This is a genomic window from Duncaniella sp. (assembly GCF_029056165.1).
Taxonomy (GTDB): Bacteria; Bacteroidota; Bacteroidia; order Bacteroidales; family Muribaculaceae; genus Duncaniella.
Genome location: NZ_JAIDBW010000039.1, coordinates 111,555 through 132,834, shown reverse-complemented (window position 1 = coordinate 132,834; position 21,280 = coordinate 111,555). Strand labels below are relative to the sequence as shown.

Sequence of the window (21,280 nt, the reverse complement as noted above, 5' to 3'; positions counted from 1 at the left end):
AGTATCTCGACGTCATTGAGGAGTGGTAATTCTTTCTTTTTTCTTGCCATAAGAAATATATGTGATTTGATCTGATTTTATGCTATTGTATAATATTCATCTCAGACGGTACGCTTTTTATAAAGCCATACCATGATGAACGAAGTAAAGATTATGGAATCAATTATCAGTATTGCTGAATCTGCCCCCCAATTGTTAAGCGATTCGGTTTGGCGAGCCATCTCCCCTACCGAATTTTCTCGCCACATCACGCAGACAACCATAGAATTATTGAATACGTGCATGACTATGGGTAACCAAAGAGATTTGGACCAATAGAACAGGTAGCCGAAATATGCTCCGAGCAACAGACGTGGGAGAAAACCGAAAAACTGAAGGTGAAATGCGCTGAACACAAAAGCTGTCAGCCAGATGGCCACATGAACATTCATCCTGCCGCTCATAAATATCCGCTGGAGTGCCCCGCGGAAAAATAGTTCCTCACTGACACCGGCCAGCACACCGACTATCAGCAGACTTACTATCAGCGAGCCGACAGTTGATTGGCCAAGGAGTATGCCTACCGATTCCTGAGCCTGTTCTTCAGCCGCACGCATCCATGATTCGATAGCTGAAAGCGATTCCGGGAGGATGAGCTGTTCATTGAATTTGACGAGTGCGTTCATGGCCGGTATTGAAGCTATCATTCCGAGCACTGCGAGGAGGAGTTGCGAAAGACGGAATCCACTGTCAATTCCGAGGAAACGCGCAGCCATAGGACTTATAAGAAGTGCACTTATCACAGCGGGAAGAATGAAGATGATGCAGTCCTGCAAGACGGTAGCTATACGGAGACTCGGTGTCGTGATACCGTTTCGCATCACTATCCCGACTAAAGCCGAGCCTATGACAGTGAAAAGACACAATGCCACAAGGAGAACTACCACGCGCTGCGCAGGAGTGAACCGAAGATCTGAAAACGGAGATATTTGCGGACGAGTTTCCACGTAAATATTTTTTTATTGATACAACGAATTTTATTTATCAAGATAGAAATCTGTTGTCAACTTCCGGTAAGCCTCACTGAATTGATTGTCGCTGTCGCGGATATAGAGACTGTCACGATGCAATGACGGCGCGGATGGGGATTCACGCCAGACCTGCCACAATGTGCGTATCGACTCCTTCCCTTCACGCGAAAAGACTTTGCAGATCCTTCCGACGGTCAATCTGTGGAGTGAAAGTTGAAATTCAATTTCATCAGTGCGTCCAGTCGGAGCTATGAATGCAAGAGAATCATCAGGATGGTTGATATTACGATCGGCAATTGCTATGAGTTCCGTAACGGTAAAATCATTACCATGACGGGCAAGGGCTCTGTCCGCATCAGGTGAATGAAGCTGCTCGTTGAAAAACGGAGGATTGGATATGATGAGTAGCGGATGTGATACTATCGGAAAAAATTGCGTCACGTCATTTTCCACGACCTCTACCCTTTCGCTCCACGGTGAACGGAAGGCATTATCCGTGGCATCAAGACATGCTTCATGACTGATGTCAACAGCGATTATTTTTTCGGCCCTGCTACGCTGAGCCATCATCAGGGATATGATCCCGGATCCGCAACCGGCATCCACTATCGTGCGCGCATGTTCGGTAGCGGTCCATGCTCCGAGGAGCACGGCATCAGTCCCGATTTTCATGCCGCATCGACTGTCATCGACGCTGAACTGCTTGAAATGAAATATTCCCATCGCTAATTATAATGCTTGAGCGTTCAGGCAAAGAGCGTGCGGAATGCTTCTTCAACCTTGGCGACTTCGATGATTTTGATATTAAGACCAGACACATCCACACCTTTCAAGTTATGGCGTGGGATGATAATTGTCTCCATGCCGAGTTTTTCTGCCTCACGTATGCGCTGCTCCAGTCGTGTCACGGGTCGCACCTCGCCTGAAAGTCCGACTTCACCGGCCATGCAGACGCGTTTAGGTATGGTAATATCGACATTGGACGACAGGATGGCACAGATTACCGCAAGGTCGAGAGCCGGGTCATTGACTTTGAGTCCGCCTGCAATATTAAGGAAGACATCCTTTGCAGCGAGTTTGAAACCTACACGTTTCTCAAGAACAGCAAGGAGCATGTTCATGCGCTTTGAGTCAAATCCAGTCACGGATCTCTGCGGCGTTCCGTAGGCAGCAGTGCTGACAAGTGCCTGCACTTCGATCATAAAAGCCCTAATGCCTTCCATGGTTACTCCGATAGAGATTCCGGAAAGATCATCACTGCTCTGCGAGAGAAACATTTCAGACGGATTGGTCACTTCACGGAGGCCGCGCTGACACATTTCGTAAATACCGAGTTCGGCCGTAGAGCCGAAACGGTTCTTTATGGAACGAAGTATGCGGTATATTCCTTGACGGTCACCTTCAAACTGAAGCACTGCATCGACAATATGTTCGAGTACCTTCGGGCCTGCAATACTACCCTCTTTAGTTATATGCCCTATAAGTATGACCGGCACTCCGGTTTCCTTCGCATATTTCAAGAGTTGTGCCGCACATTCGCGCACCTGAGAGACACTTCCGGCAACGGACTCAATGCCATCTGACGCGATTGTCTGAATGGAGTCGATCACGACGAGACCGGGATCAACCTCTTCAATATGATCCTTGATATTCTGCAGTGATGTCTCACAGACTATATATACGTTGTCGTTTGGACGACCTATCCGGTCAGCCCTCATTTTCAACTGACGTGCACTTTCTTCACCGCTCACATAAAGAATTCGACGCGAACGGATGGATAAAATATTTTGAAGCACAAGGGTGGATTTACCGATTCCGGGCTCTCCGCCTATGAGTACAAGACTACCGGCGACCATTCCTCCTCCAAGCACCCGGTTGAGCTCGGCACTCGGCATCTTTATTCGTGGCTCTTCATCAATCTCGATCTCATGGATGAGTTGCGGACGTGCTCGTCGCCCACTATGAGAAGACGGTGCAAGAGTCTTTGATTTTTTTTCAGAGACGATCTTTTCCTCCACCATAGTGTTCCATTCTCCGCAGGCGGGACATCTCCCTTGCCATTTCGGAGCTTGTGCGCCGCAGCTTGTGCAGAACCATGCTGTTTTTGTAGCTTTCATTCTCTTAAATAGAGTTTCGGATGAATGATAGTGATCCAAATAGATCAGACACCTCTGAATTTAGCCAAAGTGATTGCGGTTGCAATGGCCGCGTTGAGCGATTCACCGGTTTCCTGACCTTCAGGATATGAAGGTATGAGAAGGTGTTCGCTGACTGTTGCCTCAACTTCAGCAGATATGCCCTTGCCTTCATTGCCTATGACAATTATACCTTTGTCAGCAAGGGTTGCATTACTGATATTCTCGCCATCGAGAAATGTCCCATAGACATTCTTCGCCCCGACAGCACGGATCATTTCAGGGAGACAACCATAGTAAAGTTTCACACGGGAGATTGAACCCATCGTCGATTGTATGACCTTCGGTGAAAAGCAGTCGGCCGTCTCCTGACTGCACAGGATATCATGAACGCCGAACCAGTCGGCAACACGGATAATTGTTCCGAGATTACCGGGATCCTGAATGGTATCGAGTGCAAGGATCAGATTGTCTGAAAACGATTGTGGGTCAAATTTCAGTTCCGGGATATCATAGACCGCGATGACATCGGCAGGAGTCGAAAGACTTGACATCCTTGAGAGGTCATTGCGCGTAACTTTGATCGGTTCATCTCCATGACAGTGCTTCCTGACGGATTGCTCATGCATTTCAAGCCATTCGTGTGTAGCAAACAGATTACGCAGAGTGAAGTGACCGAGTGTGTCGAGCACACATTTCGTACCTTCAGCCTTGAATGCACATTCCTTCCGGCGCGTCTTTCGCTCATCAAGAGAGCGGACAGTACGGTATATGTTTTTTGTGAGTTCAGCCATGTCTTATCTAATGGAGTGTCAAAGTTACATATTTTCATAAAAATAAGCAAAAGCTGTCATCGCTTGTACGGTTCAATTAGATATTTTGACTACTTTTGCCGAAACGTTATTTGAAAATGCTAAAGGATCTATACGAAAAAAAGTTTGGGGTCTCCCCTTCCGAAGTCGAACGGCTTACTCCCGCAGGAAGCAACCGGCAGTATTTCCGTCTTAAAGGCTGTCCTACAGTTGTCGGTGTTATTGGCTGCAGCAAGGAGGAGAACGATGCATTCATCTATCTTGCCCGTCATTTCCGGAGCAAGGGACTTCCTGTCCCGGAGGTCTTCGCAGTCAGTGAGGATTCATTGGCTTATTTGCAGGAAGATCTCGGTGACCGTTCGCTATTTGACGAACGCTCTTCGATAGAGCTGCTGAAAAAGACAATTTCACTGCTGCCGGATTTTCAGTATGCCGGAGCTGAAGGATTGGATTTTTCAAAATGCTATCCCGTAAGTGAATTTGACAACCAAGCCATCCTTTGGGATCTCAATTATTTCAAATATTGCTTTCTCAACACCACCGGTATTTCATATAGCGAACCGCGATTGGAGGAGGATTTCCGCAAAATGGCTGTACGCCTTTCAGCAAATCCCTCCGGTTCATTCATGTATCGTGATTTCCAGTCACGCAACGTAATGATCAAGGATGGGCAGCCATATTTCATAGATTTTCAGGGAGGACGTCGCGGACCGGCCGAATATGATCTTGTGTCGTTCATCACTCAGGCCCGTGCCGGTTTTCCGGTGGAATTGCGTGAGGAGCTGACTCAGACCTACATCTGCAGCGCATCAAGATACGTGGATATTGATCCTGAAAAATTCAGTCTGCGTCTTCGTGAATTTTCACTGCTGCGTAATCTCCAAGTGCTTGGGGCCTACGGATTCAGAGGAAAATTCGAGCGCAAGCCCCACTTCCTGAAAAGCATTCCGCTTGCTATCGGTAATCTCTCAACCCTAATAGCTGAACCTTTTGTGGAATATCCCTACTTGACAGAAGTACTTGAACGCATGATAAATAAGGTGGACAGCGAACTTTTGCTGTCTGCTACGCAACGGAGTGAAAGTTCACTAACCGTAACCGTCATGAGTTTCTCGTATAAGAAAGGAATACCGCAGGATATGTCGGGCAATGGTGGTGGTTTTGTCTTTGACTGCCGTGGCATGGAAAACCCCGGACGTTACGATGAATATAAGCAGATAACGGGTCTTGACAGACCGGTTATAGATTTCCTTGAAGGCCGTGGTGAGATTATCCGTTTTCTTGAGAATTGTTATGGATTGGTAGATCCGTCGGTCGAATGTTATGACCGTCGCGGTTTCACCTCTCTTTCAGTCAATTTCGGATGTACAGGGGGACAACACCGCAGCGTCTATGGTGCGCAAAAAATGGCTGAGCATATCAAAGCCAAATATCCCCACGTCAAAGTTCATCTCATCCACCGTGAACAGAATATAGATCAGTCACTATGAAAGCTATGATCTTTGCCGCCGGACTTGGAACGCGTCTCGGCGATATTACCCATAGGAAACCTAAAGCACTCGTTGAAGTCGGTGGAGAACCGATGCTGAAACGTATCATCCTAAAACTCAAATCTGCCGGTATCAGGGATATGGTGGTGAATATCCATCATCATGCCGACGCCATCAGAAATTATCTTGCTGAAAACAGCAACTTCGGAGTCAATATAAGCATCAGCGATGAAAGCGATTGTCTCCTTGACACAGGAGGTGGCCTTCTGAAAGCACGGGAATTTTTACAGGGCGATGAACCGATACTGGTTCATAATGCCGACATCCTGACAGATTTTGATATCAGTGAAATGCTGCGTAGTCATATTGAATCGGATGCACAGATCACTCTGCTTGTGGGCGAGCGTCCGACTTCTCGCTATCTGCTTTTTGATCCTGACATGAGGATGGTCGGTTGGGAGAATATCAGGACCGGTGAGATCCGATCGCCCTTTACTGATATCAATTCAATGCCTATACGACGATTGGCTTTCGGTGGAGTCCATATAGTAAATCCTGAGATTTTTACAGTCCTTGCAGAATATACGGATGAAGCGAAATTTTCAATAACTCCGTTCTACACTGATTCATGTTCCACCTTATATATAAAAGGATTCATACCGGATACACCTTATAACTGGATCGATATAGGGAAACCTGATTCGCTTATTGCTGCTGAAAGTATCGCTTCAAAACTTCAGCCGATTCCTCTGCAGGAGTGAATACGGCCAATAAGGCAGGCGCATCATCCACAGCGACGAAATCCTTAAATTCACGTTGCAATCCGGCAAGGTCATGAGCCTCATGATAGGCGAAGCCGTATCCCTCGGCTATCTGTCGGAGAGGCAGACGTGTGCCTACAGCAAAACATTCTTCCAGTTCCGGAAGTGATGATGTCGATGAGATAAAACGGAATATGCCTCCCCCACCGTTACAGATGACTATGACTTTGAACTTAGGGCTGACAAGCTGTGACGAGAAAGCAGCGAGATCATACTGACAGCTCATGTCGCCTGTGATAAGCAAAGTGGTATCCTTATAGACTACGGATGCACCCAAGGCGGTAGAACTACAGCCGTCAATACCGCTGACTCCACGGTTACAGTCACAGCGGTGTATGCGTGAACAATCCATAAGTTGCGCGTAGCGTATGGGAGTACCGTTTGAAAGGTGCAGATTCCACCGAGGGGGAATGTGAGGAATAATAAAGGAGAATGCTTTCATGTCTGACCACGGCGAGGCGGTGATATAGGAATCATGCGTTTCCACTGCATAAGCCATTACCTTGCGCCAACGTGCAGCATAGTCGGATTGAGCTTTGAAGATCTGGAGTGCTGAAGCAAGTTGGCGCAGAAATACCGATGGACGCATCTCGATGCGCAGCGTGAGATGCTTGAAACAATCAATGGTCGTATGCGAAAGACCGACATGCCAGTGCTCAACATCAGAGAGAGAACGAAGCCACTCCTTTACGAAACGGGAGACAAGTGCCCCACCCGCCGTAATGACAACATCGGGGGCAAGCTCTCTACGCTCACCGTCCGTAAGACGGCAGAGTGTGGAATCAATACGATTGATAAACAGGGGCGAGTGAAGGTTGGCTATGGTCTCCGTCATCACCGCTACGTTAGGCAAAGCCGCAAGTTTGGCAAGGGCACGGTTAAGCTTTTCGTCGGGTTCGTGAAATCCAACTATTATAAGGACTTTTCGCGGAGAAGCTATTGTCGCTCCTATTCTTCTGGCTTCAGCAGTAGGCAGTTCGACAGAAGGTGATACCATGCGTACAACACGACTGCAGTCAGGCTGAAATTCATTGACACGGCTGAGCGGAGCATCCAGACGAATGTTAATATGGACAGGACCCTTCCTAGCGTTGACGGCCTCAAGCAACAGGTCGTTGATGAGTCGGTTACATACCCACTCTCCATTGCTGAAATCAGTATGAGCCGGAATGTCACAGCTACGTTTAACGTATGGGGCAAGTGCATTCTGCTGCCATATTGTCTGCGAATCATCCTGATCGATCCATTCTTCCGGTCTGTCGGCCGAAATAACAATCAGGGGCACACCACGATAAAAAGCCTCGGCCACAGCAGGCGCGTAATTGAGCAATGCCGTACCGCTCGTACACACCAATGCGACAGGTTCACCACTCTGAATAGCCATTCCGAGCGCGATGAAAGCTGCCGACCGCTCATCAATTACCACAGAAGTCTGCAGGCTTTCCCTTCGCGTGAGGGCGATCACTAAAGGAGCGTTACGGCTTCCCGGTGAAAGAACGGCTCGATTTATTCCGTGAGCCACAAGCAGATCGGCAAGAATATTACAGGAGAGCTTATCGGTAGTGAGCATGATTAAACTTATTTGGATTGATTTTTGATGCAAAAATACAAATATTGACGCAACCGTGCACTAATTTACGCCGGAATGTGTTATTTTTGTATAGTCACTTATTCAGAACAAAATTATAATCATCAATGTATATCGCATCACAAAAAAATAAAGAAAATATTGCGGAGTATCTGCTTTACATGTGGCAGATCGAGGATATAATCCGTGCCAATGACTTGGATCTTGACAAAATAAAGGCCAACGTCATTGACAAGTTCAATCTTGAGCCTGCTCAGGAAAAGGAGATGCTGGAATGGTATGAATCGCTCATTGATATGATGCGTCGTGAAAACGTGCAGAAAAGCGGACACCTTCAGCTCAATAAGAATGTCATAATTCAATTGACGGATTTGCATCTCGCGCTGCTCAAAGACCCGCGTTTCCCTGAATATACCGCTGAGTTTTACAAAACCCTCCCCTACATCGTCGAACTTCGTGCCAAAGCCGGTGAGAACCCTACAGGGGAGATCGAAACATGTTTCAACGCCCTTTACGGTATGCTGATGCTGCGTCTGCAGAGCAAGGAGATTTCCCCTGAGACACAGAATGCCATCACGCAAATCTCAAAATTCATTGCTTTACTGACAAAAGATTTCCATCTTGACCGTGAGGACAAACTCTTCCCCCACGACGACGAGTAAAAGAATAACACTGCAAGAACAGATGAACCGATTCATTAATTGACAAAATCAATGAATCGGTTCATCTGTTATGTTGAAATGATCTAAACGTATTACAAATTCAAGTTTTACGTTCATTCCGGCATTGCAGCGAGGACGACTTCTCCAAGTGTCGGGTGAGCATGAACTGTAGAGCGTATGGCTGATGATTTAAGCCCTGACTGCATTGCAGTAGCAACTTCCTGAACCAGATCAGCCGCGTGTGCCCCGCATATATGGCAACCGAGAATCTCATCCGTATCAGCATCAACAATTACTTTGGCCAGTCCTTCAGGCTCACCCATTGCCAAAGCTTTACCGTTGGCACGGAAAGTAGCTTTACCTATACGGATATTACGTCCGAGTTCAATACATTTTTCTTCTGTAAGTCCTACCATAGCGCATTCCGGAGAAGTAAAGACAGCTGAGGGAATAACATCCGTAAGGCGCCCCAACCCTAATGCGACCTTTCCGTGCATCACAGCCGCATGTGCAAGCATACATCTACCGTTGACATCACCGATGGCATAAAGTCTGACATCCGACGGCTCACGACCCTCTTCAAAAATGACGCTCATATCGTCGTTGACACAGACAGCTCCACGGTTAATGGCCACCCCGGCATCAGCCAGCCCCTCAGGGATGACGGGCTTACGGCCGACAGCCATCAGGACAGCCTCAGCCTCAACCGTCTTTTCCTTACCTTTTACCGAATAATGGACAACAGGCCCTTCGGTTATTGACTTCACTTCCGCTCCGATGATGACGTTTATGCCACGGCGTTTAAGCGACATTCTGAGACGCTTTGCAATCTCAGCGTCGAAAGGTGGAAGAATTTCCTTACAGTATTCTACGACGGTCACTTCAACACCGAAGGCCGCAAAAATAGATGCAAACTCCATGCCGATGACTCCACCCCCGATCACGCAGAGCGATGCTGGAAGTTTTTCGAGCGAAAGAATTTCATCGCTGGTCATACAATGCTCTTTTCCCTCCACAGGTAGAAGAGCCGGTGCAGAGCCGGTGGCGATAATGATTTCCGAAGCAGTGTAGTCTATGCCGTCAACTTCAACAACTGATGGTGATTTGAAGCGCGCCTCTCCTTTGATGACATTTACAGTTTTCAGCAGCGTCCCGACACCCTCACGAAGTTCTGAGACTATGCGGTTCTTCCGTTCCATTACAGCTGGGAAATCGACAGTTGCCGTGACCGGCGACAGACCGAACTCTTCGGCAGCGGCAATCGTCATGGCTGCTTCGGCTGAACGACACAGAGCCTTGGTCGGGATACATCCGCGGTTGAGACAAGTGCCGCCTGCGAGATCTTTTTCGATAAGCGTAACGGTTTTACCGTGGGCAGCAGCCTCGACGGCTGTTTCATAGCCGCCGGGACCTGCCCCGATAATAAGTAAATCAGATCTTTCCATTATATATGATGGAATTAGAGTGCTGAAAAAGTAACGACAGGATTCAGAGCCGCCGCCGTATCGTCAGGCTTACGGATCGGAGTTTCGAGCGGAGCATTTTTCACCACATCAGGTGTCTCGATTGCCTCACGGGCAATGTCGCGCATGACTTCGATGAATTCATCAAGAGTCTCCTTGCTTTCTGTTTCCGTTGGCTCTATCATGAGGGATTCATGAAACAGCAACGGGAAATAAATGGTCGGAGCATGAAATCCGTGATCCAGCAGTCTTTTGGCAATATTGAGTGTGGTCACTCCTGTTGACTTATCGGCGAGGCCGTCAAATACAAATTCGTGCTTGCACACACGATCGATCGGGAGTGCGTAGAGATCGCGTAGAGATTCCTTGATGTAGTTGGCGTTGAGTGTGGCCAGCGATCCTGCAAGTTTCAAGCCGTCCCGTCCGAGCGAAAGTATATAGGCAAGCGCACGGAGCTCTACCGCAAAGTTGCCAAGCCATGCCGAAATACGACCGAGTGCATGCGGGCCTTTTTCCGTTCCGAAATCGAGATGGAAGAGTGCATCGCCGCTGTCGGGCTTATGCTTTACCACACGCGGATTCGGGAGGAATTGTTCGAGACCTGCACGTACACCTACCGGACCTGATCCGGGGCCACCGCCACCGTGGGGAGTTGAGAATGTCTTGTGGAGATTTATGTGCATGACATCAAATCCCATGTCACCGGGACGGGCCACACCGAGCAGCGGATTGAGATTTGCACCGTCATAATAAAGGAGCGCGCCACACGCATGCACCATCTCGGCAATTTCCGGAATATTGTGTTCGAAAATACCTACGGTGTTGGGGTTTGTCATCATGACGGCTGCCACGGTGTCGTCAAGAAGCGCACGAAGGGCCTCGACATCTACCGTACCGTCAGGAAGACTTTTGACTTCAACAACTTTCAGACCCGCTACGGCTGCGGAGGCCGGATTCGTACCATGAGCTGAATCGGGTACAATCACTTTCGTACGCTTTGCGTCACCACGGCTTTTGTGATAGGCACGGATAACCATCAGACCTGTCAGCTCACCGTGTGCTCCGGCGTAGGGATTAAGCGTAAATTCCGCCATACCTCCTATCTCGCTCAGCATGGTCTGGAGGGTATAATAGGCTTCGAGTGCTCCCTGTACCGTTGCTGAGGGCTGGAAAGGATGCAGACTCGTGAATGCAGGCAGAGACGCTATTTCCTCATTTATCTTAGGGTTGTACTTCATCGTACATGATCCAAGAGGATAGAATCCGGTATCGACGCCGAAGTTATTGGTTGACATGTTATTGTAGTGTCTGACAGTAGTCAGCTCATCAACTTCGGGAAGTTCGGGTGCTGTCTCGCGGAGCAGATTGGAGGGAAGTGATGAAAGCGCATCCTCACAACCATTGGCGGGAAGACTGTAGCCCTGACGTCCCGGACGCGAGAGCTCAAAAATTACTTTTCCGTAATATTTCTTATTCATGTTTTCGGGACATCTGATCAATTGGACATATTATCGGCCAAGTCGCCCACGTTCATCGAAGGCAAAGTGGCTTTTGAAAAAGTTTCAGCACGCCAAGCATAACGGTCCATTTCTTCTTTGGTCCGTGTCTCGGTGACACAGACGAGAAGTTCGTCATCGGAAATCATTACGCCGGGGAGACATCCACATGAGTTGCAGACCTCCACAAAATCGGCGAGCTTGACCTCACCCTTGAAACGCACGACAAATTCATTGAGGAAGGGACGATCCGGATATTTAAGCTCAAATGCTCCGCTTTCAACAAGTCGCTTGGCAAGATAATGGGCACCTGCTGATGAAAGTTCGTTTACTTCACGCAGACCTTTCGCTCCCATAAGCGAGAGGTATATGGCTGCATATAGAGTCATCAATCCTTGATTCGAGCAGATGTTGGAAGTTGCCTTGTCGCGGCGGATATGCTGTTCGCGAGCTTGAAGTGTAAGCACGAACACACGTTGGCCGTCAGCATCGGTCGTCGCACCGACAATACGTCCGGGCAACTTACGGATCAGAGCTTTGGTCGAGCAGATATAACCGAGATATGGACCTCCGAAATTGAGAGGCATACCGAGCGACTGCGCCTCACCTGCTGCGATGTCAGCCCCCCACTCTCCCGGCGTACGAATCACTCCGAGAGCTGATGCGGGAGCAGTCATTATGAGGAGGGCTTTCGCCGCATGAACCATATCGGCTACGCCGGTATAATCTTCAAGAATACCGTAGAAGTTCGGTGTGGCGACAATTACTCCGGCCACATCTCCGTCGGCCAGCATCGTGCGCATGGCTTCAATATCGGTCACTCCATCTTTTTCAGGAACAGTATCGACCGTGACGCCATGATAATGAGCGTATGTGTCGATGACTTCACGATAGATGGGGTTGAGCGTAGCTGATACAAGCACACGGTTCTTCTTACGGGCATGGCTGACTGCCATAAGCATAGCTTCGGCCACGGCAGTCGTTCCGTCATACATCGAGGCATTCGAAACTTCCAAGCCGGTCAACTGACTCATCATTGATTGGTATTCAAAGATGTACTGGAGCGTACCCTGCGAGATTTCAGGCTGATAAGGAGTGTAGGCCGTAAGAAATTCCGAGCGTGAAGCAAGCGATTGGACTACAGCCGGGGTATAGTGGTCATAGAAACCTGCACCTGCAAAACAAGTCAGGGGTTGATTGCGCATTGCGAGTTCCTCAAAGAAATCTCGGACCTCCTTTTCACTCATCTGAGGCTGAAGATCATAGTCGCGTTTCAATTTCAGACCCTCCGGGACATCGCTGTAAAGCTCATCGAGGCTCTTCATGCCACAGCGTTCGAGCATAGCGGCAATATCGTCGGGGGTATGGGGAAAATATCTGTGTGTCACGTCAAAAGTATAGGGAAACTGGTGATACAGAAAGTTCTCTTGTCCGGAAGTGCGGGATCAATGCTTCTCTGATTCGCAGTGTGCGCGATAAGCCTCCTCGTCCATAAGGGCATCGAGCTGCGAGGGGTCTGAAAGCTCAATTTTCACGATCCAGTTGGCCATAGCATCCTCATTGAGAAGACGGGGATTATCCACGAGAGCTTCATTAACCTCGATGACTTCTCCACTGACGGGAGCAAAAAGATCGCTGGCTGCCTTAACGCTTTCAACGGCTCCGAAATCTTCACCTGCCTCAAGTTCATCGCCTTCTTCGGGCATATCGACATAAACCACGTTGCCGAGTGCATGCTGTGCGTAATCGCTGATGCCGATGTAACCGATGTTGCCGTCAACTGTAATGTATTCGTGAGAGGGAGAATAATATGTCTTGCTCATAATGGTAAGTTTTTTAAGATTGGGGGATATGATTTATTTTTTGTATGATTTCTTGTAGAATTTTTTAGCCACGACCTTTGCAGGGAAAGTCTTGCGACGGATACGGATTTTCAATTCGTTGTCCTTTACGGCATACGGAGTCTGGATGAGCGCAGCAGCAATACTCTTATCAACAGATATGCCGCGATAACCGGTAGTGACATAGCCGATCACTTCATCGTCAGCATTGAGCACTTCATAGCCGTGGCGGGGAATGGCGCGGTCCATAAGCTCAAGACCCACGAGCTTACGTGGTGCTCCTTCAGCTTTCTGACGGGCGATGACCTCACGACCGATAAATTCAGGCTTATCAAGTTTGACGAACATTGACAGACAGGCCTCAACAGGAGTGATATCCTCAGCGAGTTCATCTCCATAGAGAGGCAGACCTACCTCGAAACGGAGTGTGTCACGGCATCCGAGACCGCATGGTGCAACTTTACCGGATTCGATTAACTTATCCCAAAGTTCACGCGTGGTCTCATGGTCAGCATAGATTTCAAATCCATCCTCACCTGTGTAGCCTGTGCGGCTTACGATCAGATGATGGCCGTTGCGATCAAGTTCCTTGAATGTATAAAAAGCCAGTTCCTTGCAGGGAATTTCGAGAATTTCTTCAAGAGCAGCTTCTGATTCAGGCCCTTGAACAGCTATTTCGCCTATCTCATCACTGATATTGTTGATGGTGACATCGAATTTCCGGGCATGTTCTTCAATCCAAGCCACATCTTTTGCGATATTCGAGGCGTTGATGACAAGGAGAAAATGATTCTCGCCGCGCTTATAGACGAGCAGGTCATCCACGACTCCGCCTTGAGGATTGAGCATCATGCCGTAGAGAATGCCTCCGTCAGAGAGCCCTGATACGTCATTGGTGAAAATGTAATTGACATACTTTTCGGCATCCGGTCCTGTTACGAGGACTTCGCCCATGTGGGATACGTCAAAGACACCGCAAGCATTGCGGACTGCATTGTGCTCCTCGACGATCCCGGCATACTGGATGGGCATATCGAATCCTCCGAAGGGGCTCATCTGAGCTCCGAGACTGACATGCTTGTCATGCAGACATGTTTTTCTTAATTCTTCCATAATTTTAGGTGTGAGGTATTTTTAAGGTTATATCTTTTTCTTTGGTTATGGATCTAAAATATTATGTCGATGAATTTTTCAATGGTAAGGTTCGGAATGAGAGAAGAAAGGTTTAGCTTGCCGAGAGCGGAGCTTACGTCTTCTCTGTTGTATGGTGTTCCGATAAGTGAATTATTTATCACATCGCCCGCATCTGAATTTTCAAGATAGTCACCGGAGAGCGTCACAGACGTAATCCTTCCTTTTGAAAGAGCAAGATCTACACGGATCTCTCCTATTCCGTCAAGGCGTTCAGTGTTACTTACCGTGCCTCTTGGATTCTTACCTGAGAGCCATCCGGGACGGAAATATGATTGTTCGATTTTTTCTATCGCTTCTACGTCGCTATCGGTGAGCAGCAGCGTGTGGCCACCATTAGGAACACTCTTTAAAATATGGTCGAGGAACTCACCGATGGACAGGTGCGGGAGATGTTCGCGGATCGTCGTAACGCGGCTGCGTGCGGATTGCACACCGTGAGATGACAACTTCGACACGGAAGGCCGCAGCGCGTTGGACATCAACACCGGATCATAGTCGTAAAGCATCGTGCCGTGAACTATACTACGTCCGGGAAGATGATAGTAAGCGTTGCCGGATACTTTCCGGTCTCCGATAAGAATGTCATTACGGGAATTATCAGATGCATTCAAGCCAAGCTCCCTGAGGGCGGATGCAACTAATGATGTGTATTCGCCGAAAGTAGCGCAAACATCGTCGGATGAAGTTACGTAGGAAAACATGATGTTGTTCATGTCAGCCACAACTGCACCTCCACCGCTTTTCCGACGGACAATGTCAACACCATTTTCCCGACAGAAATCAACGTTGATCTCCCGTTCAAGGAGCTGATTGCGCCCGACAATGACAGTCGGCTGCACCTGCCAAGCAAAGAAGAAATCACGTCCGGGATATTTGGTGGCGAGATATTCTTCTTCCGCGAGGTAATATGCCAGTCGGCGGGATCGGGAGTCATTGCTGATGACTAAATCCATGGTAGTGTCATCGATTTTTCGGTTAAAGGATATTTGCAGGAGGGAGATACTGCAAAATTAGTAATTTTAAAATATAAAACTACAGATTCGCGGAAAAATCATCAAAAATTCTTTTTTAGGGATGATATGGATATGTAAGCGGAAATTTAGCTGGATTTTTTTGGATCAGTTTAACCATTCTCCCAAATTTTTGATTAAATTTGTGGATTGAATCAGCATCCTGAAGTAAAGAATAATTATGCAGATGCTAAAATCCTGAAGAATGATAAAGAGAATTGACAATTATGACCTCACCCCGCGCAACACTTTTGCAATGAAAGTGAAGTGCGGTGCATTTATGGAATATGACTCCGCAGCCGACATACCCTTCCTGCTTTCATCAGTAAGAAAGGATGTCGATACGTTTCATATCGGTGGGGGAAGCAATCTGCTTTTCACACGTGATTTCCCCGGAGTAGTATTCCACAGTGCGATCAAGGGTTATGAGATCATCAGTGATGAGAATCCACAGGATATTATCGTGAGGGTCGGTGCAGGTGAGATCATGGATGATTTTGTCCGATGGTCCTGTGACCGACATCTTTGGGGTGTGGAAAATCTGTCCGGTATCCCCGGCGAGGTCGGAGCCTCGGCAGTGCAGAATGTCGGTGCATACGGGACAGAAGCATGTGATTCAATCGTAGCGGTACATGCCTATGATAAGGTTGGACGTGATTTTGTTACTTTTACTAATGAACAGTGCCGTTACGGTTACAGGGATTCGATATTCAAAAAGCCGGATTCGAAACGCCGCTACATAATTCATGCGGTAGATTATAGATTGTCGGCTACAAAGGGGCCTGAACTCTCCTACCCCGCTCTGCAAAAACTCTTTGAAGGAAAGGACCGTAATACCATTACGCCTAACGATGTAAGAGCGGCAGTGATAGCTACACGAGATTCCAAATTGCCTGACCCGTCAGTCACCCCAAGCGCAGGAAGTTTCTTCAAGAATCCGGTGATTTCAGATGACAGCTTCTATCGATTATGCGAAACTATCGGTGGCCATGAACCGCCACATTACAAAGTCGATGGCGGGTATAAGATCCCTGCTGCTTGGCTTATTGATCAATGCGGCTGGAAAGGTTATGAGGATGGCAATGTGGCGGTGTGGCGATTACAGCCGCTTGTAATAGTCAATCCCAAACGCGAGGCTACCCCAGATGAGGTTATCGCACTTGAAAGGAAGATCATCCAATCTGTCCGCGACCGCTTCGACATAACACTTTCTCCGGAGGTTGAACATATTTGATTGTAAAATCATTCTATATATCATAAGCACGTTTCTCTAATTTAACATAACTAACTCAAAAACCGACATGAGCACTTATATTATTGAAGGCGGTCACCGGCTGAGTGGATGTATCAGTCCTCAAGGTGCCAAAAACGAAGCTCTCGAAGTAATCTGCGCTACTCTTCTTACTTCAGAGCCGGTCACCATACATAATGTGCCCAATATTCTCGATGTGGTCAATCTCATCAATCTGCTGAAAGCTATGCGTGTCAAAGTAGATAAGCTAAGTGATGACACATATCGTTTTCAGGCAGATGATCTTGATGAGGACTATATTTCCAGTGCCGACTTTGTGTCGCGCTGTGCATCACTGCGAGGATCGGTGCTCGTGGTCGGTCCTTTACTTGCACGCCTCGGTCAGGCATACTTCGCAAAGCCCGGTGGTGACAAGATAGGACGTCGCCGTGTCGATACGCATATAACCGGCCTTTCAAAACTCGGTGCGATGATTGCCTACAATGAGGAACGTCAGGCTTACTACCTCGTGAGTGTAAGCGGTCTCAAAGGTTGTTACATGCTTCTCGACGAGGCATCCGTCACCGGTACGGCCAATATCATCATGGCAGCTGTTCTTGCAGAAGGCACCACCACCATCTATAATGCAGCCTGCGAGCCATACGTCCAGCAACTTTGCCGTATGCTCGTAGGAATGGGTGCGATTATCGATGGTATCGGTTCAAATCTATTACGAATCACTGGAGTAGAAAAACTATATGGTGCTGATCATACGATCCTTCCGGACATGATCGAGGTAGGCAGTTTTATCGGCATGGCCGCCATTACGAACAGTGAACTAACCATAAAGGATGTCAGCTACGACAATCTCGGTATCATACCCGATTCATTCCGTCGTCTTGGCATCAATCTTGAACGTCGCGGTGACGATATTTATATCCCCTCACAGGATCATTACGAGATCGAAACCAATCTTGATGGTTCAATCCCGACGATAGCCGATGCCCCTTGGCCCGGTTTGACTCCCGATCTTCTTTCAGTAATGCTCGTGACGGCCACGCAATGCAAAGGGAGCGTGCTTATCCATCAGAAAATGTTTGAAAGCCGACTCTTCTTTGTTGACCGCCTGATCGACATGGGAGCGCAGATAATGCTTTGCGATCCTCACCGTGCGGTGGTTATCGGCCTTGACCATAAGGTTCCCCTTCGGGCAAACAATATGCATTCTCCTGATATCCGTGCAGGTATAGCCATGCTGATCGCCGCCATGAGTGCGAAAGGTGTCTCCACGATCGACAACATCGATCAGATCGACCGTGGCTATCAGGACATCGATACCCGTCTGAATTCTATCGGTGCATGCATCTATCGTAGAGATTAGTCAGAATCATCCAGAGCATCTGACTAAATAGCACGGTGTGCCACACGGTCACCATTCAATCTCTCTTGTCAATTATACACAATGGAAAAAACGACTGTTCCCTCTGAAGAGAGGGCCGAAATAAAAAATCTTGTCCTGAACCTCCTTGCAGAAAGCAGGGAGGTCGCACAGCCGTCCGATTTCGCTACCCTCAGAGGGATGATCAAGAAGGCATACGCCGGTGGACATCCTGTCAACGATCGTCATGGTCTCAACAAGATCAGTCATGCTCTTGAAACGGCCATTACCCTATGCGACATGGTCTCACCCGACAGAAACATGATCATAGCCACACTGCTCTACGGACTTTGTGTCGATGAGCTTATTTCGGTCGAGACTGTGCGTGAGACATGGGATGAGGATGTTGAGCGGATGGTCAACGGGCTTATGAAAGTATCGACCCTCTATGGAAAACAGGGAGTAGTAAAGACCGATAATTTCCGTAGGCTTCTGATGACTTTCGCGGAGGATATCCGTGTGATAATCATAATGATTGTGGAACGTCTGACGCTGATGCGCGCCATAAATCATCACCCCGACGAGAAGTTTGTCACTGACACCGCGTTTGAAGCCAATTATCTTTATGCACCGCTTGCCCATCGTCTCGGTCTTTATAAGATCAAGAGCGAGCTGGAGGATATGTCACTGAAATATACTGCCAGAGAGACATATACGAAGATTGCGCGGGAACTTAACGAGACGAAAGTTGCGCGGGACGCATATATAGCCGACTTCATCGCCCCGTTAAAGGAGAAACTCGATGCCACCGGCCTGAAATATGAGATCAAGGGCCGCACGAAGTCCATCTATTCTATATGGAATAAACTCCGCAAACAGCAGGTGGAACTTTCAGGCATATATGATCTTTTCGCCATACGTGTCATCCTCGATGTTCCCCTCGAACGCGAAAAGGCCGATTGCTGGAATGTCTATTCAATCGTTGCGGATATGTACACGCCTAATCCGGCACGAATGAAGGACTGGCTATCCATACCCAAGAGTAACGGCTACGAATCCCTCCACACTACAGTGAAGGGGCCGGACAACAAATGGGTGGAGGTACAGATACGTACGAAACGCATGGATCTCGTGGCTGAAAAAGGTCTTGCGGCTCACTGGAAATATAAAGGCATAAAGAGTGAAGGTGATCTTGACAGCTGGATGAACAATATACGTGACATCCTTGAGACAGCGGACGGTCCGATGGAGCTAATGAAGAACTTCAAGATGGATCTTTATGACAAGGAGGTCTTCGTGTTTACTCCGCGTGGCGATCTTTACCGTCTGCCTCTCGGTGCGACTGTACTTGATTTCGCTTTCAATATTCATTCCAAACTCGGATGCACCTGTGTCGGCGGTAAGGTCAATGGCCGCAACCGGAAGCTCAATTATAAACTTCACTCCGGCGACACGGTGGAAGTAACTACCGCCCCCGGTCAGACGCCGAAACAGGACTGGCTTTCATTCGTTGTCACTTCAAAAGCCCGCAACAAGATCCGCCAGACAATCAACGAACGTGCTAACCGCTCGGCTGAACTCGGCAAGGAACTCCTTCAGCGACGATGCAAAAACCGGAAGATCGAGCTTGAAGAAGGAATGTTGATGCGTACCATCAAAAAAATGTCTTACAAAACCGTTACCGATTTCTATAAGGCTATCGGTGACGAGGAGTTGGATGTCAATGATGTGATAACGCAATATGAGCTTCTTGACAATGCGGACAAGCACGCAGAAACCGAACGCAGGAGTGCGGAAGAGTTTGAGCTGATGGATGGGCAGGAGCGAAATACCGGAAATGTGTCGGACGATATCCTTATTATCGGCGACAACATCAAGGGAATCAACTATAAACTATCCAAATGCTGTAATCCTATATTCGGTGACGATGTATTCGGATTCGTATCCGCCGAAGGTGTGATAAAGATCCATCGTCTCGACTGTCCGAATGCAGCCCATATAAGATATAAGTATCCGTACCGTGTCATCCGTACTCGTTGGTCAGGAAAAGTCGGCAGTCGTTTTGCCGCGACTCTGAGAATAGTCGGTAATGACGATATAGAGATTGTCACCAATATCACATCCATTATCAATAAGGAAAAGGATGTCACGCTCCGCAATATCACCATTGATTCATCCGACGGTATTTTCTCAGGATTTCTCGTGGTCGGTATCAGTGACACTTCCGCACTTAACAATCTTATCAAGAAAATTAAAACTGTAAAAGGAGTAAAAGATGTCGAACGTAGCAACTGACAAAACATCCCTCTTTAAAAATCTGGCTATAGCCGGATGTGCCTTCTGTGTGGCAGCATGTGGCGGAAATAGCGACACTGAAAAAGCTACCGCACTTCTCCAACAGGCTGAAGACGCGTACGAGGCGCAAAACTATAGCATGGCTCTTGCCCTCACTGATTCCATCAAGAATGCATATCCTAAAGAGATAGATGTGCGTCGTGAGGCACTCCATCTTGCGACTAAAGCCACTGAAGGGTTGACATTGCGCAATCTTGAGCAAGCTGATTCAATTTCCGCAGTGCTTGCCGTGCGCGGTGATTCACTGCAACGCCAGCTGAAATTCGTCAAAAACCCGATCGAAGGCTACTACGTGGCTGCTACTGCCGATCCTGCAAAGTTTTTCAACACCACAGGCCTGCAGGCTCGTGTCAGCCCTAACGGTGATTTCTATCTCATGTCGTCGCTCAAAGGTAAGAGTGTAAAAAGTACATCTGTAGAGGTAAGTGCCGGTGGAGAGTCGGCAACGACCGCTACGGTTAATCATGACGGTGAGCGCAATGACCGTTCGATGGGTGGAGAGGTTATCACATTCATGGGTGTGGAGTGTGACAGCCTCGGCCATTTTGTCAGCCGTCATGCTGGTGAACCTATGACACTTACGTTTGTCGGTGCGTCATCTTATTCCATTCCGCTCCCGGAGTCACAGGCACAAGAGATTGCATTGCTTTACGATTATGCTACGACATTGCGTCGATTCAAGGTAGCGTCACTTGAGAAAGAACGTCTCGGTCGTGCTGTAGAGATTTCGCGCAGTCAGGCTGCACGTACGTTTATTGATAAGAATAGCGAAAAGTAATTTTTCCCTGATATAT

The 21,280-nt window shown here is 48.0% G+C and carries 18 protein-coding genes; 7 read left to right on the top strand and 11 right to left on the bottom strand.

Features of this window, described 5'->3' with window-relative positions:
• Positions 1-101: 101 nt before the first annotated feature.
• From K2G41_RS09880 to K2G41_RS09865, 4 genes are all read right to left on the bottom strand, one after another.
• Positions 102-926 (bottom strand): CPBP family intramembrane glutamic endopeptidase, encoded by an 825-nt coding sequence (locus K2G41_RS09880; RefSeq protein WP_300117720.1) that lies wholly within the window; start codon positions 924-926, stop codon positions 102-104.
• A gap of 90 nt (positions 927-1,016) precedes the next feature.
• Positions 1,017-1,733 carry a methyltransferase gene (locus K2G41_RS09875; RefSeq protein WP_300117718.1) on the bottom strand — a complete coding sequence of 239 codons (717 nt, stop codon included), beginning with the start codon at positions 1,731-1,733 and terminating at the stop codon, positions 1,017-1,019.
• 23 nt (positions 1,734-1,756) lie between these two features.
• Positions 1,757-3,127, bottom strand: a complete 1,371-nt coding sequence (radA, locus tag K2G41_RS09870; protein ID WP_300117716.1) for a DNA repair protein RadA — start codon at positions 3,125-3,127, stop codon at positions 1,757-1,759.
• 44 nt (positions 3,128-3,171) lie between these two features.
• Positions 3,172-3,939, bottom strand: a complete 768-nt coding sequence (locus K2G41_RS09865) for an RNA methyltransferase (RefSeq protein WP_300117714.1) — start codon at positions 3,937-3,939, stop codon at positions 3,172-3,174.
• A gap of 116 nt (positions 3,940-4,055) precedes the next feature.
• Here K2G41_RS09865 and K2G41_RS09860 point away from each other — a divergent pair, with 116 nt between their 5' ends.
• Positions 4,056-5,447 carry an RNase adapter RapZ gene (locus K2G41_RS09860; RefSeq protein WP_300117712.1) on the top strand — a complete coding sequence of 464 codons (1,392 nt, stop codon included), beginning with the start codon at positions 4,056-4,058 and terminating at the stop codon, positions 5,445-5,447.
• Complete coding sequence (locus K2G41_RS09855; RefSeq protein ID WP_300117710.1) at positions 5,444-6,208, top strand: nucleotidyltransferase family protein; 765 nt, start codon at positions 5,444-5,446, stop codon at positions 6,206-6,208. The genes K2G41_RS09860 and K2G41_RS09855 overlap by 4 nt, the downstream gene beginning before the upstream one ends.
• Here K2G41_RS09855 and menD read toward each other — a convergent pair.
• The gene (gene menD / locus K2G41_RS09850) at positions 6,153-7,838 is read right to left on the bottom strand and encodes a 2-succinyl-5-enolpyruvyl-6-hydroxy-3-cyclohexene-1-carboxylic-acid synthase (RefSeq protein ID WP_300117708.1); all 1,686 of its coding nucleotides are present in this window, start codon (positions 7,836-7,838) and stop codon (positions 6,153-6,155) included. The genes K2G41_RS09855 and menD overlap by 56 nt on opposite strands.
• A 125-nt stretch (positions 7,839-7,963) precedes the next feature.
• On the opposite strand from menD, the gene K2G41_RS09845 reads away from it, so the two are divergent.
• Entirely contained in the window at positions 7,964-8,518 is a 555-nt protein-coding gene (locus K2G41_RS09845; RefSeq protein ID WP_300117706.1) for a DUF4924 family protein, read from the top strand.
• A gap of 113 nt (positions 8,519-8,631) precedes the next feature.
• Here the strand turns inward: K2G41_RS09845 and lpdA are convergent, their stop codons facing one another.
• From lpdA to K2G41_RS09815, 6 genes are read right to left on the bottom strand one after another with little or no spacing between them, the layout of a single operon-like run.
• On the bottom strand, positions 8,632-9,963 hold the full coding sequence (lpdA, locus tag K2G41_RS09840) for a dihydrolipoyl dehydrogenase (RefSeq protein ID WP_300117704.1): 1,332 nt from the start codon (positions 9,961-9,963) through the stop codon (positions 8,632-8,634).
• A 14-nt stretch (positions 9,964-9,977) separates the two neighbouring features.
• On the bottom strand, positions 9,978-11,459 hold the full coding sequence (gene gcvPB / locus K2G41_RS09835; protein WP_300117702.1) for an aminomethyl-transferring glycine dehydrogenase subunit GcvPB: 1,482 nt from the start codon (positions 11,457-11,459) through the stop codon (positions 9,978-9,980).
• A gap of 17 nt (positions 11,460-11,476) precedes the next feature.
• Complete coding sequence (gene gcvPA / locus K2G41_RS09830) at positions 11,477-12,865, bottom strand: aminomethyl-transferring glycine dehydrogenase subunit GcvPA (RefSeq protein ID WP_300117700.1); 1,389 nt, start codon at positions 12,863-12,865, stop codon at positions 11,477-11,479.
• Between the two features lie 57 nt (positions 12,866-12,922).
• Positions 12,923-13,300, bottom strand: coding sequence for a glycine cleavage system protein GcvH (gene gcvH, locus K2G41_RS09825; protein ID WP_300117698.1), 378 nt, complete (start codon positions 13,298-13,300; stop codon positions 12,923-12,925).
• A 33-nt stretch (positions 13,301-13,333) separates the two neighbouring features.
• Positions 13,334-14,431: a glycine cleavage system aminomethyltransferase GcvT gene (gene gcvT, locus K2G41_RS09820; RefSeq protein WP_300117696.1), complete on the bottom strand. Its 1,098-nt coding sequence runs from the start codon at positions 14,429-14,431 to the stop codon at positions 13,334-13,336.
• A 53-nt stretch (positions 14,432-14,484) separates the two neighbouring features.
• Positions 14,485-15,465 (bottom strand): lipoate protein ligase C-terminal domain-containing protein, encoded by a 981-nt coding sequence (locus K2G41_RS09815; RefSeq protein ID WP_300117695.1) that lies wholly within the window; start codon positions 15,463-15,465, stop codon positions 14,485-14,487.
• Between the two features lie 262 nt (positions 15,466-15,727).
• Here K2G41_RS09815 and murB point away from each other — a divergent pair, with 262 nt between their 5' ends.
• From murB to K2G41_RS09795, 4 genes are all read left to right on the top strand, one after another.
• Positions 15,728-16,756, top strand: a complete 1,029-nt coding sequence (gene murB, locus K2G41_RS09810; protein WP_300117693.1) for a UDP-N-acetylmuramate dehydrogenase — start codon at positions 15,728-15,730, stop codon at positions 16,754-16,756.
• A gap of 67 nt (positions 16,757-16,823) precedes the next feature.
• Positions 16,824-18,134 (top strand): UDP-N-acetylglucosamine 1-carboxyvinyltransferase, encoded by a 1,311-nt coding sequence (murA, locus tag K2G41_RS09805; protein WP_300117691.1) that lies wholly within the window; start codon positions 16,824-16,826, stop codon positions 18,132-18,134.
• Positions 18,135-18,215: 81 nt separating this feature from the next.
• A complete protein-coding gene (locus K2G41_RS09800; RefSeq protein ID WP_300117689.1) occupies positions 18,216-20,426 on the top strand; it encodes a RelA/SpoT family protein in 2,211 nt (736 codons plus the stop codon).
• Positions 20,407-21,264: a hypothetical protein gene (locus tag K2G41_RS09795; RefSeq protein WP_300117687.1), complete on the top strand. Its 858-nt coding sequence runs from the start codon at positions 20,407-20,409 to the stop codon at positions 21,262-21,264. The genes K2G41_RS09800 and K2G41_RS09795 overlap by 20 nt, the downstream gene beginning before the upstream one ends.
• Positions 21,265-21,280 lie beyond the last annotated feature (16 nt).